Origin of the sequence: Bacillus sp. ISL-57 (assembly GCF_018613135.1) — a bacterium.
Taxonomy (GTDB): domain Bacteria; phylum Bacillota; class Bacilli; order Bacillales; family DSM-1321; genus Peribacillus; species Peribacillus frigoritolerans.
On record NZ_JAGGQV010000002.1, the window covers coordinates 168,256 to 183,903 of the forward strand.

19 protein-coding genes are annotated in these 15,648 nt (G+C 40.7%); all 19 read right to left on the minus strand.

The genetic code is table 11. The features are described 5' to 3' along the window. Positions 1 to 3: 3 nt before the first annotated feature. The 19 genes from J7I90_RS04010 to fliJ all read right to left on the minus strand — a co-directional run bounded on the left by J7I90_RS04010 (position 4) and on the right by fliJ (position 15,648). Positions 4 to 870 carry a MinD/ParA family protein gene (locus J7I90_RS04010; RefSeq protein WP_214768511.1) on the minus strand — a complete coding sequence of 289 codons (867 nt, stop codon included), beginning with the start codon at positions 868 to 870 and terminating at the stop codon, positions 4 to 6. Continuing rightward, positions 854 to 2,011, minus strand: a complete 1,158-nt coding sequence (flhF, locus tag J7I90_RS04015; RefSeq protein WP_214768512.1) for a flagellar biosynthesis GTPase FlhF — start codon at positions 2,009 to 2,011, stop codon at positions 854 to 856. The genes J7I90_RS04010 and flhF overlap by 17 nt, the downstream gene beginning before the upstream one ends. Next, complete coding sequence (gene flhA, locus J7I90_RS04020; protein WP_214768513.1) at positions 2,008 to 4,044, minus strand: flagellar biosynthesis protein FlhA; 2,037 nt, start codon at positions 4,042 to 4,044, stop codon at positions 2,008 to 2,010. The genes flhF and flhA overlap by 4 nt, the downstream gene beginning before the upstream one ends. 41 nt (positions 4,045 to 4,085) lie before the next feature. Beyond that, on the minus strand, positions 4,086 to 5,168 hold the full coding sequence (flhB, locus tag J7I90_RS04025) for a flagellar biosynthesis protein FlhB (RefSeq protein ID WP_214768514.1): 1,083 nt from the start codon (positions 5,166 to 5,168) through the stop codon (positions 4,086 to 4,088). 1 nt (position 5,169) lies between these two features. After that, positions 5,170 to 5,946, minus strand: a complete 777-nt coding sequence (fliR, locus tag J7I90_RS04030) for a flagellar biosynthetic protein FliR (protein ID WP_214768515.1) — start codon at positions 5,944 to 5,946, stop codon at positions 5,170 to 5,172. Positions 5,947 to 5,949: 3 nt separating this feature from the next. Continuing rightward, the gene (gene fliQ, locus J7I90_RS04035; protein ID WP_101224658.1) at positions 5,950 to 6,219 is read right to left on the minus strand and encodes a flagellar biosynthesis protein FliQ; all 270 of its coding nucleotides are present in this window, start codon (positions 6,217 to 6,219) and stop codon (positions 5,950 to 5,952) included. Positions 6,220 to 6,233: 14 nt separating this feature from the next. Continuing rightward, positions 6,234 to 6,899: a flagellar type III secretion system pore protein FliP gene (gene fliP, locus J7I90_RS04040; protein WP_063596265.1), complete on the minus strand. Its 666-nt coding sequence runs from the start codon at positions 6,897 to 6,899 to the stop codon at positions 6,234 to 6,236. Continuing rightward, positions 6,896 to 7,519, minus strand: a complete 624-nt coding sequence (locus tag J7I90_RS04045) for a flagellar biosynthetic protein FliO (RefSeq protein ID WP_214768516.1) — start codon at positions 7,517 to 7,519, stop codon at positions 6,896 to 6,898. Before J7I90_RS04045 ends, fliP begins: the two co-directional genes overlap by 4 nt. A 51-nt stretch (positions 7,520 to 7,570) precedes the next feature. Beyond that, positions 7,571 to 7,933, minus strand: coding sequence for a chemotaxis protein CheY (cheY, locus tag J7I90_RS04050; RefSeq protein ID WP_048684828.1), 363 nt, complete (start codon positions 7,931 to 7,933; stop codon positions 7,571 to 7,573). A 22-nt stretch (positions 7,934 to 7,955) separates the two neighbouring features. Beyond that, a complete protein-coding gene (gene fliY, locus J7I90_RS04055; protein WP_214768517.1) occupies positions 7,956 to 9,173 on the minus strand; it encodes a flagellar motor switch phosphatase FliY in 1,218 nt (405 codons plus the stop codon). Further along, positions 9,163 to 10,161 (minus strand): flagellar motor switch protein FliM, encoded by a 999-nt coding sequence (fliM, locus tag J7I90_RS04060; RefSeq protein ID WP_214768518.1) that lies wholly within the window; start codon positions 10,159 to 10,161, stop codon positions 9,163 to 9,165. Before fliM ends, fliY begins: the two co-directional genes overlap by 11 nt. Positions 10,162 to 10,213: 52 nt before the next feature. Continuing rightward, a complete protein-coding gene (gene fliL / locus J7I90_RS04065; RefSeq protein WP_214768519.1) occupies positions 10,214 to 10,642 on the minus strand; it encodes a flagellar basal body-associated protein FliL in 429 nt (142 codons plus the stop codon). Next, positions 10,639 to 10,875, minus strand: coding sequence for a flagellar FlbD family protein (locus J7I90_RS04070; protein WP_207200431.1), 237 nt, complete (start codon positions 10,873 to 10,875; stop codon positions 10,639 to 10,641). Before J7I90_RS04070 ends, fliL begins: the two co-directional genes overlap by 4 nt. A gap of 26 nt (positions 10,876 to 10,901) precedes the next feature. Beyond that, the gene (locus tag J7I90_RS04075; RefSeq protein ID WP_214768520.1) at positions 10,902 to 12,167 is read right to left on the minus strand and encodes a flagellar hook protein FlgE; all 1,266 of its coding nucleotides are present in this window, start codon (positions 12,165 to 12,167) and stop codon (positions 10,902 to 10,904) included. An 84-nt stretch (positions 12,168 to 12,251) separates the two neighbouring features. Then, on the minus strand, positions 12,252 to 12,389 hold the full coding sequence (locus J7I90_RS04080; protein WP_214768521.1) for a hypothetical protein: 138 nt from the start codon (positions 12,387 to 12,389) through the stop codon (positions 12,252 to 12,254). 225 nt (positions 12,390 to 12,614) lie between these two features. Next, positions 12,615 to 13,250, minus strand: a complete 636-nt coding sequence (gene flgD / locus J7I90_RS04085; RefSeq protein WP_214768522.1) for a flagellar hook assembly protein FlgD — start codon at positions 13,248 to 13,250, stop codon at positions 12,615 to 12,617. 8 nt (positions 13,251 to 13,258) lie between these two features. Beyond that, positions 13,259 to 14,563, minus strand: coding sequence for a flagellar hook-length control protein FliK (locus J7I90_RS04090; RefSeq protein ID WP_214768523.1), 1,305 nt, complete (start codon positions 14,561 to 14,563; stop codon positions 13,259 to 13,261). A 25-nt stretch (positions 14,564 to 14,588) separates the two neighbouring features. Next, positions 14,589 to 15,197 (minus strand): MotE family protein, encoded by a 609-nt coding sequence (locus J7I90_RS04095; RefSeq protein ID WP_214768524.1) that lies wholly within the window; start codon positions 15,195 to 15,197, stop codon positions 14,589 to 14,591. A 4-nt stretch (positions 15,198 to 15,201) separates the two neighbouring features. Continuing rightward, entirely contained in the window at positions 15,202 to 15,648 is a 447-nt protein-coding gene (gene fliJ, locus J7I90_RS04100) for a flagellar export protein FliJ (protein ID WP_214768525.1), read from the minus strand.

Genomic DNA, 15,648 nt, shown 5'->3' on the forward strand with positions numbered 1-15,648 from the left:
GACCTACTTTCCCAAAAAATATCTCTTCATATTTTGGAGGAAACGGCTTTTTTGCAAAGTCAATTCTTCCCCAAATGAATGATTTGCATATCTCGAAGCAATGTCCATGATGGCTTTGGATACATCGGCTTCAGAATCGAAAAGGAGAAAGGGCATTTGTTTGGTAACAGATTTGGGTACGCTTCTATCATCTGGCAGGTAACCTAGAGCTACAGCTTCCAGACCTAAAAATTTCACTAGCGCATTTTGTAGCCGGTTAATCGTTTCTTTGCCGTCCTTACTCGAGAAAACGCGATTGCAAACTAGGAAGAATGGAATCTCTTTGTTTACTGAATGAATATATTTCATTGCGGAATATGCATCCATGATGGAAGTAGGTTCAGGCGTCGTGATAACGACCAATTCATCCACACATAACAGGAATTTCATGGAATCCTCAGTGATGCCTGCACCCATATCAAATAAGATATAATCGTAATTTGCCAGCAATAAACTGAATTCTTCATTAAAGCGCGAATATTTATCTTCATCAAGTGAAAAGAGATTCGTCATCCCTGTTCCTCCTGTAATGATTGAAATATTTCCCGGTCCTGACATGATGATATCCTTCAACCTACATTCTTTTTCAAAAAAATCAATAATACTGCAGGGCGAGTGTTCCCCGATCAAAATATCAATATTCCCCATACCGATATCCATGTCGAACAACAGTACCTTTTTCCCTCTTTGGGATAAAGCAATGGAAAAATTCAAAGAAAAGTTTGATTTTCCCACTCCACCTTTACCGCTTAAAACGGCAATCGTTTTGGCCATTGATTGATTTTGGCGGACTTCCAATCTTCTTCGTAAATTCTCAGCTTGATCTTTCATATTTTTTAGCCCCAAAAGCCATTTTCATTAGTTGTGATGATGTAGCTATTTCAATATCGTCCGGTACATTCTGTCCATCTGTTATATAGGCGACTCCTAATTTATGAGTGTGTATAAAATTGAATACAGGCCCGAAAGTGGAAGTTTCGTCCGCTTTTGTAAAAATGACCTGTTTAAGCGGTATGGCGGCAAACTGTCGATAAATATCTTCCATATCCTTCTGTTTAGAAGTCAATGACAGCACTAAATAGGTTTCCATCTCATCTGTAAAATGGATGATTTCATTTAGATCCTTAACATATTGCGCGTTACGGAAATTCCTTCCGGCCGTATCAATGAAAACAAAATCATAATGGGAGAAGCGTTCAGCCGCCCTTTTGAAGTCTTCCAGATTATAAGCCACTTCTATGGGAACGTTTAAGATCTTGGCATATGTCTTAAGTTGATCTATTGCAGCAATCCTGTACGTATCCGTCGTAATGAAAGCCACCTTTTTATCATGCTTCAACATGGTTTCTGCAGCCACTTTTGCCAAGGTCGTCGTCTTCCCCACACCTGTCGGGCCAACAAAATTAATATACTTTTTTTGCAGTCCGGTTTTTCCATTATCGACCTTTTCCAAAATCCCGAACATGGCTTCTTCCAACCAAACTTGAACCTCTTCATCAGTGGATTGTTGTTTAAAAACGAACCATTTTTCAAGAAGTTCATCCATGATTTTGGACCGAAGTGAACGATCCACTTCCTGTTCGGTTAGGTATTCATGCATTTCCTGCAGTTTCCCCGGATATTTTTGATCAGGTGAATAGATTTGCAAGGTCTTTATCATATCTTTCAAACCTTCGATTTCTTTTAATAAGTCAGCACTTTCCCTATTGCCTTCATTAGGTTCCAGGGCATGACTTGCCATTTCCAGCTTTGAAGGCAACTTCTTCGATTTTTGTTTGGTTACGGTTTGGATAGACTGGGACATGGGGTCTATGGCTGCAATGACTTCAATATTCCTCTTCTTGAATAACCCTAAGAAACCACCAGTATATACAGCCTTTGAACTTAAGATTACCGCATCACTGCCTAGTTCCTCCCTTATTCGCTTCATTGTCTCGTTCATTGTTGGTGCCAAATATTTCTTTACCTTCAATCGAAATTCACCACCCCTACACTTTGTACTTCTACATTCGATTCGAGTTCATTGTATGAAAGAATCGGTACATTAGGAAAATAACGTTCAGTTAATTGCCGGGCATACATCCTTACTGCTGGAGAGCAGAGTAAGATCGGTTGGTGATCCATTAGGGTCAGCTCTTCCAATTTGGCTGCAATTGCCTCCAATATGGATTGCGATAGAGTTGGATCCAATGATAAAAAATTACCATGTTCGGTTTGCTGTACACCATCCGCGATGGTCTTCTCCACTTTTCCCGATAATGTTATGACTTTAATTCTATTTTCATCCGTAATAAAAGAATTCGTTATTTGTCTGGCTAAATTCTGCCTTACATACTCAGTAAGCAAATCTGTGTCAGTCGATAACTTGCCATAATCAGCAAGTGTTTCGAAAATGATCGGTAAGTTCCTTATTGAAACTTTTTCCTTCAATAATTTTGCCAATACCTTTTGTACATCTCCTATAGACAAAGGATTCGGAGTGACTTCCTCCACCAGTATAGGTGCCGATTCGTGAAGATGATCGATCAATTGTTTCGTTTCCTGCCTGCCCAATAATTCCTGCGCATTGGCCTTTATGACTTCCGTCAAATGAGTGGATACAACGCTTGGCGGGTCCACAACTGTATAACCCAACAATTCGGCATGTTCTTTCATGTCATCGGTGATCCACTTGGCTGGTAAACCGAAAGAAGGTTCTATTGTATCTATTCCTTCTATTGAATCATCCTCCACCCCTGGACTCATGGCCAAGAAATGATTAAGGAGCAATTCCCCCTTTGCCATGACGCTTCCTTTAATCTTCAGCCGATACTCATTGGGATTCAACTGTATGTTATCACGTATTCTGACAACTGGGATCACGAGCCCCAATTCAATCGCAAGCTGCCTGCGGATCATGACGACCCGGTCCAGTAGGTCTCCCCCTTGATTGGCATCCGCAAGCGGAATCAATCCATATCCAAACTCAAATTCGATCGGGTCGACACTTAAAAGGTTAACGACGCTTTCTGGACTTTTCATTTCATCGGTTTCCAACACTTCTTCCATTTCTTGTATTTCACTTTCGTCCTGCTTTGGAATCCTTGAAATCGTATACCCTCCAACGACTAATAAAGCAGCGATCGGAATGGTGAATAAGTCGGAAATGGGAGTGAATAACCCTAAAAGGAAAATGGTTGCTGCTGTTAGGTAAAGCATTTTGGGAAATTGAAATAACTGTTCAACAATATCCGCTCCGAGGTTTCCATTCGAGGCAGCCCGGGTTACAACTATTCCCGTAGCTGTAGAAATCAATAAAGCAGGTACCTGACTCACGATACCGTCACCAACTGATAACATGGAAAAATGGACGGCTGCCTCTCCAAAGCTCATGTCCAATTGCATGACGCCAATGATCATACCGAAAATCAAGTTAATGATGACAATGATGATGCCCGCTATGGCGTCCCCTTTAACAAACTTACTCGCTCCATCCATGGAACCATAAAAGTCTGCTTCGTTACTGATTTTTTCCCTTCTGGCACGTGCTTCGTTTTCGGAAATCATTCCAGCATTTAAATCTGCATCGATGGCCATCTGTTTCCCTGGCATCGCATCCAGTGTAAATCTTGCCGCCACCTCCGAGACCCGTTCGGAACCTTTCGTGATGACGATGAAATTGATGATGACCAAAATGATGAATACAACTAATCCTACAAGCACGTTACCGCCGACTACAAATGACCCAAAGGTTTCTACAACTCCCCCAGCATCACCATAGGTCAAAATGGCACGAGTCGTGGAAACATTCAACCCCAGCCTGAACAACGTCAGTAAAAGGAGCAAGGAAGGAAAGATTGAAAATTCGAGAGGTTCTTTCATATTCATCGTAGTCAATAGAACCAGCAACGCAAGAGAGATATTTAATAGGAGTAAAATACTTAACAACCATGTTGGCAATGGAATGACCAACATGGCAACGATCATGATGACGCTCGATATAACAACTAAATCTCTTGCTCGCATGTTTTTTTCTCTCCTTACTAGCGGGTTACCCTATTACTTCTTTACAGTTTACCTTTGGTTTTATATACAAAGGCCAGTATTTCAGCGACCGCCTTAAAGAACTCTTCAGGTATCGCCTGGCCTAATTCAGCTTGATCATATAAAGACCTGGCCAAAGGCCGATTTTCCACCATGATCACATCGTTTTCTTTAGCAATGAATTTAATTTTCTGCGCAACAAAATCAACGCCCTTTGCCACTACATACGGAGCCTCAGCTTTTTCTTCATCATATTTTAAAGCAATGGCAAAATGCGTCGGGTTGGTGATGACGACATCCGCATTGGGAATTTCCTGCATCATTCTTTGAGCGGCCATCTGCCTCTGCTTTTGCTTTATCTTGGATTTGATGAGCGGGTCCCCTTCGGAATTTTTATACTCATCCTTAATATCCTGTTTGGACATCCGGATGTTTTTTTCAAAGTCATATTTTTGATACAAATAGTCTAATAGAGCAATGAACAATAAAGCCACAGCGGCATAAAATCCTACTTTTATCGTAATATCCGCCAATGTTGCCATTGCTTCTTCCACAGAAATTTGCGATAAGATCATTATCTCATCCATGCGCTGCCATAGTACATAAAAGGCAACAAAACCAACAAATGCTATTTTAAGAATGGATTTCAATAATTCAACAATGGCCCTCATTGAAAAAATGCGCTTGAACCCTTTAATGGGATCCAATTTTTCAAGTTTGAACTGAATGGATTCAGTAGAAAACAAAAATCCGACTTGCATGACATTAGCCAATATCCCAGCCACTAACGCTGCTGCGAAAACGGGTCCCAGGATAAGGCCTATCTCCCTTAAAACCTCAATCATGATAATTTGCATATTTTCCTCGTTGAATCCAGTCAAGGTAAAATGTTGCAAATATTCTCTCATGAGACCGAGCAGATGATTATACATGTACGGTCCCATAAGCAATAATACTGAAAACACTGCAAGTAAATTCACAGAGGTATTTACATCCTGACTCTTTGCCACCTGACCTTTTTTCTTCGAATCCTGACGTTTTTTGGGAGTCGCCTTTTCGGTCTTCTCACCTGCGAAAAACTGCAAATCCAACTGAAACCTCTCCACATCAAACGCCTCCAATCAACTGCATTAGATGACGCATGGTCAAAAGCAAGAAATTGAAGAGTTGGGTGACAACTGTCATCATCATCCCCATTACCACTATGATAACCGCTAAGCCGGCAATGATTTTCACTGGAATTCCGACAACGAACACATTTAATTGAGGGACTGTCCTGGCAAGTATCCCCAGCGTGACATCCACTAAGAAAATACTTCCCACTACAGGTATGGACATTTGAAAAGCAATCATGAAAGCTTTGCTGAAAGCTTTGGCCAAATATTCTATCAGTGCATGATCTCCGAATGGTACAAATAATTGGTCAATCGGGATGAACTGATAACTATAAAAAATTCCATCCAAAAGCAAATGATGACCGTTAGTGCTCAATAGGAATAATAAAGCGACCGTATAAAGGTATTGTCCCATCAACGGGCTTTGTGCCCCCGTTTGGGGGTCGATGACATTCGCTATTGAAAAACCCATTTGGAAATCAATCAATCCGCCAGCGACTTGAACGGCGGACAAAATCATATACGCTGCAAACCCAATGAAAAGGCCAACAAGCGCTTCCTTCATGATCAAAAAATAAAACGTCACATCCAATTCCAGAACCGGAGCATCGATGGTGTAGTACATGATCCAGGCAAGGAAGATTCCAAGCCCGACCCGATGTTGTACCGGTATTGAACGGTACGAAAAAATAGGCATGGCCACGAAAAACGTAGTGACCCGGACTACAATTAATAAAAAGGCGGGAAAGTGCGGAAATAATTCCTCCATGCCCTACCCTACAAATCGATTCAGATTGCCGAATATTTCATTTGCATATGATAATAGGTGGCTCAGCATCCATGGAGCCAATAAAATGAGTCCCAATAAGACTGCGACGATTTTCGGAACAAATGCCAAGGTTTGTTCCTGAATCTGTGTAGTCGCCTGAAAGATGCTTACTAATAGTCCTACAATAAGAGCGATTACCATCAATGGACCAGCAATTATCAATACCATATAAATTCCTTTTTCTGCTATATCAATAACAAAATCTGCACTCATTTTTTCTCACCTGCTTAAAAACTCTGTAATAAAGACTTCACCACTAAATACCATCCATCAACAAGAATGAAAAGGAGGATTTTAAATGGCAGGGAAATCATGACTGGCGGCAACATCATCATCCCCATCGACATCAGAACACTTGCAACGACCATATCAATAACCAAAAAGGGAATGAAAATCATGAAGCCTATTTGAAAAGCTGTTTTGATTTCACTGATTGCAAAAGCCGGTACAAAGGCAGTCAAGGGAATGTCCTGTATCGTTTCAGGCTTATCCACCTTGGCATAATCCAAAAATAACGCCAGATCCTTTTGCCTTGTATGGGCACTCATGAATTCCTTGAATGGTATCGAGGCCTGTACATATGCCTCTTCTAAATCTATCTCTTCATTAAATAATGGGGTTAATGCCTTTTCATTCACTTCCTGAAAAGTCGGTGCCATTATGAAAAATGTCATGAAAAGTGCCAAGCCGACCAACACCTGATTCGGCGGCATCTGCTGTGTAGCTAGCGATGTTCTCACAAAGCTCAGGACAATGATGATTCTTGTAAAACAGGTCATCAAGATCAATATGCTTGGAGCCAGTGATAAGACAGTCATCAGAAGTACAAGTTTGACGGAAGTAGAGACATTAGTGGGATCACTGTTATTAAAAAACTCCATGAACTCATTCATTCATTGTCTCTTCCTTTCCTATCAAGCTCCTTTAACAGCTTTTTCCTGCTATCAGACATTTGATCAAGTTGACTTTTGAACTCTGCAGAGAAACTAGCGGTTTCGGACCCGCCTTTCTTCAACCACTTATTTTTCAACTTCAATGCAAGTTTCCCAGGCTGGATCATTTGATCGATCTTATCGTTGTGATCTTTCAAAAGCTGTTCATATTCCTCGGGATCATCTATTTCTTTCAAAAGCTGAATATTTTCGCCGACCCCGATCACCAATATTCGCCCGCCGACCTTAACAAGCTGAACTGAACGGTTTGCACCAAGGGCCGTACCGCCTAAATTCTCCACCGAATTTGCCTTTTGATACGATTTACTTTTTTTATTAATGAACTTTAATAGGATATATAGAAGGGCCACTACAAAAATAGTAGCAAATATCATTCTCAGAAACTCCCAAACGGTTATCCCCACTTTGTCAGGATTCGTTGCCTGTTTGGTAGATTTCGAGTCTATTGATTCACCTTTATCCACCTTTAAATCATCTGGCTGTTCATAAACATCCTTCACTGTTTTTTCAAGATCTTCCGCATGGGCCTGTATGGCCCCAGAGAATAATACTGCTATCATCAGTGAGAACTGAAGCCATTTTTTAATTAAAACCAATATGAAGACACCCTCTTAACTTAATGCTTTATTTATGGCTTCCAAAACACGGTCTGCCTGGAATGGCTTCACGATAAAGTCTTTTGCACCCGCCTGGATCGCATCGATGACCATGGCTTGCTGCCCCATCGCTGAACACATGATGACCTTAGCTTGAGGATTTATCTTTTTAATTTCCTTTAACGCTGTAATACCATCCATTTCGGGCATGGTAATATCCATCGTTACAAGATCCGGGTGGGTTTCTTTATATTTATCCACTGCTTGGGCGCCATCTGCTGCTTCCCCGACTATTTCAAAACCATTTTTAGAAAGGATATCCTTTATCATCATTCTCATAAATGCTGCATCGTCCACAATTAAAATTTTATTAGCCATTATTTTCGTCCCCCAAATTATTTTATTTTATTTTATTTAATCGTTCACTTTGACTCATGATATCCGTAACACGCACTCCAAAGTTTTCATCAATCACCACTACCTCACCTTTTGCTATCAAGCGGCTGTTTACCAGGATATCCACTGGCTCTCCCGCTAATTTATCCAATTCGATGATCGATCCGGAGGAAAGCTCCAAAATATCCTTTACGGAGCGTTTCGTTCTTCCAAGTTCCACAGTCACTTGCAAGGGGATATCCATCAGCATGCTGAGATTTTTCTTTTCAGGCTCCTGAAGCTGATAAGGCTGGAAACTAGTGAAACTGGCAGGCTGAACATTCACCGGCTGTCCTGTTGGTACGGATGAAACTCCAAAATGTTGTGGTACATTCGGTATTTGGTTCATGGGTTGGGTTTGATGACCGCCTTGTCCATAAGTTTCATTTACCGATCGATCAGGCCGGTTATCCTGGAATGGTGCCGGCTCCTGAGTTGGAATGTTCATTACTGGATCACTCAGTGCTTTTTGCGTATTCATATCGGCAGATTGGCTTTCGCCCGTCCCATTTAATAATTCAGAAACTAACCCTTTAGCAAACTCTAACGGCAACAATTGCATAATGTTGGAGTCAATTAAGTTACCGACACGGAGGCGGAACGAGATTTTTGCAAATAAGTCCTCGTCAGGTATCGCATTTTCACCTACTCCATTTAAAAAGTTAAGTAAATCTACGCTAGGTGGTGAAATATCCACTTTTTTACTGAAAATGGTCGACATGGATGTCGCAGCAGAACCCATCATTTGGTTCATGGCTTCCTGGACAGCACTCAATTGAATTTCCCCAAGCAGGTCAGAAGGATTCTCCCCATCTCCGCCAAGCATCAAATCTGCAATGATAGCTGCATCGCTCTGCTTGATTACCAGCATATTTATACCTGAAAAACCTTCTGTATATTGCACTTGAATCGCTACGTATGGATGCGGGAATTCTTCCTCGATCTGTCCCCTTTCAATTAAAGTAACCGTCGGGGTGGTGATATCCACTTTCTGATTCAACAACGTGGATAGAGCAGTGGCCGAACTTCCGAAGGAGATATTACCAATTTCACCGAGGGTGTCGAGTTCCATCATTGATAAATAATCGTCAATCGAAAGAGGGAACACCTCATCCTCTATATCACTTGTACCTTTTAAAAGGGCATCTATCTCATCTTGTGAAAGCATTCCATCACTTACCATCTTCGTCTCCCCCTTTCAAAATATCAAGAATCTGGATAGCATGTTTTTTTCCTACTTTTCCTGGCTGCCCGCTGTATTTTGGGACCCCTCCAATGGTAATCGTCAAAGGTTCATCGATTGCCTTATTTAAATCGATGACATCGCCAACATCAAGCAGCAAAAAATCCTCGATGGTGATGTCCGTGGAACCAAGTTCGGATATAATGGGAAGATCTGCGTTTCGGATACGCTGTTCCAAAATCATGATTTCCTCCGGGATTTTTTCCTTTTGGGAATTTTCCATCCAATAATGAGCGGACAACTTTGGTATGATCGGTTCCAATACGACGTGAGGAATGCAAACATTTATCATTCCGCTCGTTTCTCCGATTTGTGTATTCAAGGATATGACCACAACTGTATCGTTGGGCGAAACCAGTTGCAGGAATTGTGGATTCACCTCGAACTCAGTCATCACCGGGTCTATGTCAACGATCGTTCCCCAAGCCTCCTGTAAATTTTCAAAAGCCTTCTCGAATAAATTCGACATGATTTTCGTTTCTATTTCCGTTAAACTATCCACCTTATTCATGCTTATGCCCCGCCCGCCCAAAACGCGATCCATCATGGAATATGCGATATTCGGGTTTACCTCAAGAATGATTCGTCCATCCAAGGGCGGTACCTCAAAAACATTCATGATGGTCATTTTCGGAATCGATCGGATAAATTCTTCGTATGGTAATTGATCTGCAGAAGCAACGGATATTTGGACATATGTTCTGAGCTGAGCAGAAAAGTATGTGGTCAGCAGCCTGGCAAAGTTCTCGTGTATCCTAGTCAAACTCCGGATTTGATCCTTTGAAAACCGAAGCGCCCTTTTAAAGTCGTATACTTTCACTCTTTTTTCTACTTCTTCTTTTTTTAAATCATCTGCATCCATTTCCCCTGTGGAAATGGCCGATAACAAAGCATCGATTTCATTTTGCGATAATATTTCCCCGGACATTAACACTCACCTCCAAAGCTTCCCCTTCTTATTTAATGAAGCAAGGATGTTCTTATTGCAGAATCGAGGAAGTTATATAAACCTTTTCAACTTTTCCTTCTTCCATTAATTCATTCATTCTAGTCTTTAAAGCTTCCTGAAGCTTTTCCTTACCTTTTTTACCGGTTAACTCTTCCGCTTTCATTTCGGATAGTTCGGTAATGATGATATTTTTCACTTGAAAATTTCTTTTTTCCAACTCTTCTTTTGCTTTTTTATTTTCCGTTTGGACCATAAATGATATTTTAATATAATCATTGCCGGCAAGATTCGTAGTAATTTCAGGAACCTCCACTGATGATTGCACAATTTCGTCAATGCTAGGTTTATCTTCGGCAGATGTGGGATCAGATAACTTTGTCACAACCACGACCGCTATGACACCAACAAGCGTTATAGCCACGAGTAAAATCAACATAATAGTCAATAGTTTTTTTTTCATGAACTTTCCTCCACATCCTTACGAAAACCGAGAACATTAACGGTACGATAAAATTGTATGATAGCTTCAACCAGTTCCTCTTCCTTCTCTAGCACAACGATTTTCTTACCATTTGTAAATGTAATCGTCGTATCTGGCAATGACTCGACTGTGTCTATGTACAATGCATTTATATGAAAGCATTTTCCATTGAGCCTTCTGACTTTGATAATGATATTTAGGAGCCAGAGCAAGAGACCTGGCTCCTCCCTCCCTTAACCTATCGTTTTAAGTTAACTAATTCCTGTAAAATTTCATCCGACGTCGTAATGATCCTGGAATTCGACTGGAAACCACGTTGAGCAACGATCATTTCAGTAAATTCTTCTGATAAATCCACATTGGACATTTCCAATGAACCTGATGCAATCACACCGCGCCCCTCACCTGCGATATTGATGTTTGCAGTACCTGAATTGATTGATTCCTGAAAAGTATTTCCACCCGTTTTCGTCAAGCCTGATGCATTGGAAAACTTGGCAACGGCCAGTTGGCCTAAGGTTGTGATAAGTCCATTGGAATAAACGCCATTTATTTCCCCTGATGCACCAATATTAAAACTTTCCAGTTTACCTTCTTTATTACCGTCCGGATTGACAAGAGCAGTAGTGGAACCTTTAACTTGAGTGAGGTTCGAGAAATCAAAATCCAAATTAACTTTTTGAACGCTTTCATCAACTGCTGTATCCGAGTCATCCTCATTGCCGCTAGAAATGTTTATGGTTTGACCTGCCTGGGTTTTATCTGCTGCCACGATCTGACCATTAGCATCGAAACTCACTGAAGTGAACGGCTTTGGTTTAGTGGCTGAGGTATTCCCCAAAGCAGCAGGTTCTTCATCAAAAAGCTCCCATTTATCATTACCGTTTTTTTGGAAATAGATAGTTGCCGTTTGTTCTCTTCCCTTTTCATCCACAACTTTCATTTGCTGGCTAAATACGGTACCATCAATTGCGTCAGAAGCTAGATTTCCACTTACTGATATTTTAGTAGTGGTAATGGCAGGTAAAATCGCATTGACGTTAACAGCAACGTCGCCAATCGTTTTTGATCTTTTCCCGTTTTCATCAATCTTGTATGCCTGTACTTTCAAACCATTCGCGTTTACAAGCGTACCGTTATCATCCAGATAAAAGTTACCTGCGCGTGTATATGAAAGAGAATCACCTTGCTTGACGACAAAATAGCCATCACCGGATATCCCTAAATCAAGATCGCGGCCGGTGGTTTGCAGGCTTGACTGTGTATGGATCGTATCGATTGTAGCAATCGTGGAGCCCAATCCAATTTGTTTGGAATTGGTTCCGCCTTTATTGGCTGTTGCTGCACTTGCACCAGATACCGTTTGGTTCATCGCATCACTGAAAGTCACACGGCTTTTTTTGAAACCATATGTATTGACATTGGCAACGTTATTACCGATAACATCCAATTTTGTTTGTAAGTTTTTTAATCCGCTTATTCCCGAATACATTGAACGAAGCATATAAACCTCCCCTTTCATATAACGACTGCTCCGTCATTCCGCAGTCCAGGCTTCCTTTTCCAGGTCCAGCCTATTTATCTATAATTATGGTTCCATTGATTTCGTGAAAATTTGTGATGTTGCTTCATCCCTGTCCATGACCGTGATGGCCTTGTTGCTTTCCGTGCTTACTATGAGTGCCGCATTAGCTGTAATAATGAAAAGAGCTTCGGTTACCCACACCTTTTTGGCCTCATTGGCTTTATGGGCTATTTTGTCCCAAGTTTGCAGGGCTTTATCTATACTCCTTTGACTCTTCCGTAATTGAGCATGTTTACTAATGGTCTAATTTTCATTTGTGGAGACAGCAGCTTGAAAATGCTATCGAAAGCCTTTGTGGGATCATCTGCCTTTGCCTAAACTGTAATTGGGTTTGTGACATCACCTGAGCGGAATCTGCTTTGCTCCTTAAGCTTCAGCGATTTTTATCAATTGCTCTGATGATAACTTGGTTTTGTTTTCATCATCCATTTCAATTTGCAGCTTGCCATTACTCATGGATACCGAGATTACGACAGCGGAAGACTCTCCACTTTTTTCGTCCATCCAGGAAACGCGCTTGCCTATTAATTCACTTGCCTCCGTCAGGTTATTCGCCGTGGAACTTGTTTGTTTCATTGCCGAAATATTTGCGGGTTCAAGCTTTGTGCCATCTTCTAACAGAAAATAAACACCATCCCCCTTATATTGAATGGATTTAACGATGCCTTTCCCTTCTTCTATCGCAAGGTCTTCATCGCCTTCATCCAACTTGTGCCAAGTTACTTCCTTTCCTACAAAAGAGTTATAGTTCATTAAACTATTCTGTTGATTGACCCCAATTATTTCTTCCAATTGGGCTCCCATATTCATCATCTGTTCCAGAGAAGAAAAAGTGGCCATTTGGGCGATGAATTCCGTATTATCCATCGGACTTGAAGGATCTTGGTTTTGAAGCTGGGTAAGCAACAATTTCAAGAAATCATCTTTTCCCAATGCATCCCCGGCTTTTCTGTTTTCAGTTTGAGATTTTGGTAATAATAGCGATGTATCGATGGTCGTCATTTTTTCACCTACACTTCCAGATTTAACAGAGCATCGGCAAGGGATCCCATAAACTCGCTTTCCGTCTCATCATTGTTTTCTTCCTTACTCTCCTGTTGTTCATTATGTTCTTCCGCATCTTTCTGGCTGAATTTCTCAGAGTTAAAAGCATTGAAGGCCTGCGATATTTCAATTCTTTCAATTTGAATGTTTTGTCCGCTAAAGGCTTGTTTTAAACCGTGAATCTGATTCTCCAGCATATCTTTGGCCTGGGAAGTAGTAGCCAGAATCTTGGCTGACAGCATACCATCCTTTTGAATCAACTCAATTCTTAGGGACCCTAAATGTTCAGGATTCAATCTGATCAACAGTTTATTTACACCGTTAGTTCCGCTAAAGTTAGCCTTACTTAAAATATTTTCAAATTGCTTAACAAACTCTTCTTGACTGATGGTTTGCCCACCTTTTGGAGCTGTCAAGACGAATTGTTCCAGCTTTGTCATGAAAAAAGGCATACCAGGCCCTTGATGTTTACCGCTATCCGTACTTTGCAAAGTCAAATCGCTGCCCACTGCCCCATCCTTATTTACTTTGTCACTCCTGGATGATTGCGAGAATGCGCTTTTCAATGTCTCTATGGAATTAGTTTGCCCTTTCTCCAACGTGTTAAATGATCGTTCAATTTCTGATTTAGACTGATTGGACACCCATTTCTCCAGCTTTCCCGTTATCCCTTCAAGCAGGCGGTTCATTTGCTTCTGGATGGCTGCTTCATCTTGTGTCATATCCTTATTCTCCGAGAGAAGAGATTGAATTTTCACCATTTTCAAAAGATTCACCACACCAGATAAGGGGAGGTCTTGCCATTCTTCTTCGCTCAATGCAGTAACCTTTTTCAGGATTGTAGACAGGTCCATGACATTGGCTGATAACAAACTTTGTGAATTCAGACTGAAGTCATCCACTTCTTGTTCTAAATCCAGTTCCTCGATGCTCGCTAAGAAATCCGCAAGGGCATCCTCATCATTTCCAGATTCATTTGATAGGACTTGTAAAATATGGCTGTTACCTTGTTGGTTTACTGTAGGGGCTACGGCAGCATTCTCTTCCCCTGTATCACTCAACCTTTCAAGTTTCAAAAAAACAAGCAAATCCTTTATTACAGAAATTCGTCCTTCAGTGATGACTGCCATATCCGATGGAATGGGGGGGTCTGCACCCATGGCTGATTGAAGGACGGAACCAAACCCTGAATTAGTTTGCTGATTTGCCTTAATCGGTACCTTTAGATTCAATGATGCCAAAGGAAGTATAGAATTAATGGCTGAATTCATATATTCACCTCCTCACTCTTTCTACTTAAGAACTTTGTTCCGTTAGTTTCTTCGTTAATCTTGCAGCATCCGCTGTTGTCATTTGCTCCAAAACCTTAGCTAATGTGGCTGCTTTCATACTTGAAAGAATTTCCACTGCATCTTCATCATTCATTTCTGTAATGATAGGTGCAGCTCTCTTGGGAGCCATCGTTTCATAAGTACGGATTATATCTTTGAACGCTTGTTTACTATTATTCTGACTATCCTTAAGTTGATTCATTTCTGTTTGAAGCTGCTGTTTTTCCGCTTCTGCCTTCGCAATGGCCTTATCACGTGTATCAATGATGCCCTCAAGCTTCTCTATCTCTTTTTCCTTATTATCAATCTCGGTTTCCAATTTTTCGAGCTTCATGGAAACTTTCTCATCATTATTCGCTGATTTACCATTCTCTTCATCCTTTTGATCCGATTCAATGAAGGGTATTTTCGCCGACATTTCCTTTGCCTTTTTCACTACATCCACCCCTGCAACTGTAAAAACGATCAATGCAACAGTTACCGCAAAGATTAATGGAATGAAGATGACAAGAAACCATTGAAACTTGCTTATCTTGCTTTCTTTCAATTCATTAGATTCACTTTTTTTACGCATTCCATCACCTTACGCCTTTGCTTAAGTATTGCCGGATAGATATTTCATCCATTTCTTTGTTCTCAGCTTCCTTCATGACATCGAGAAATTCAAAATAATCATTTTCTTTCATTTTATTGTACTTTTTAACCTCGATATTTCTTTCCATCAATATATCCCGTTGAGTATTCATCTTGTATCGCGCTTCAATGACTTCCTGTTGACAGAGGCTTAAGAGTTTTTCCAAATTGTCCATAAATAACTGATGATGACGAATATCCTGAACGGATAATCCATTTCGCAGCTTCTCCTGTTGAAACTCAAGCAACTCTTCTTTTTTCTTTAAAAGCTTATATAATTTTTCTGCCACTTCTTCAAATTTTTTTAAAGCAGCATTATATTTAGCCAGTGCATCGGTTTTTTCTTTTTCTTTGATGGACAGGATCTTCTCGAACTTATATTGATAAATCAT

Coding starts and splice junctions, on each gene's coding strand:
- J7I90_RS04010 (WP_214768511.1), bottom strand. CDS start 870: ATGAAAGATCAAGCTGAGAATTTACGAAGAAGATTGGAAGTCCGCCAA.
- flhA (WP_214768513.1), bottom strand. CDS start 4,044: ATGCGAGCAAGAGATTTAGTTGTTATATCGAGCGTCATCATGATCGTT.
- fliR (WP_214768515.1), bottom strand. CDS start 5,946: ATGGAGGAATTATTTCCGCACTTTCCCGCCTTTTTATTAATTGTAGTC.
- fliQ (WP_101224658.1), bottom strand. CDS start 6,219: ATGAGTGCAGATTTTGTTATTGATATAGCAGAAAAAGGAATTTATATG.
- fliP (WP_063596265.1), bottom strand. CDS start 6,899: ATGAATGAGTTCATGGAGTTTTTTAATAACAGTGATCCCACTAATGTC.
- J7I90_RS04045 (WP_214768516.1), bottom strand. CDS start 7,519: ATGATAGCAGTATTATTCTCTGGGGCCATACAGGCCCATGCGGAAGAT.
- cheY (WP_048684828.1), bottom strand. CDS start 7,933: ATGGCTAATAAAATTTTAATTGTGGACGATGCAGCATTTATGAGAATG.
- fliY (WP_214768517.1), bottom strand. CDS start 9,173: ATGGTAAGTGATGGAATGCTTTCACAAGATGAGATAGATGCCCTTTTA.
- fliM (WP_214768518.1), bottom strand. CDS start 10,161: ATGTCCGGGGAAATATTATCGCAAAATGAAATCGATGCTTTGTTATCG.
- fliL (WP_214768519.1), bottom strand. CDS start 10,642: ATGAAAAAAAAACTATTGACTATTATGTTGATTTTACTCGTGGCTATA.
- J7I90_RS04075 (WP_214768520.1), bottom strand. CDS start 12,167: ATGCTTCGTTCAATGTATTCGGGAATAAGCGGATTAAAAAACTTACAA.
- flgD (WP_214768522.1), bottom strand. CDS start 13,250: ATGACGACCATCGATACATCGCTATTATTACCAAAATCTCAAACTGAA.
- J7I90_RS04090 (WP_214768523.1), bottom strand. CDS start 14,563: ATGAATTCAGCCATTAATTCTATACTTCCTTTGGCATCATTGAATCTA.
- J7I90_RS04095 (WP_214768524.1), bottom strand. CDS start 15,197: ATGCGTAAAAAAAGTGAATCTAATGAATTGAAAGAAAGCAAGATAAGC.
- fliJ (WP_214768525.1), bottom strand. CDS start 15,648: ATGATTTATCAATATAAGTTCGAGAAGATCCTGTCCATCAAAGAAAAA.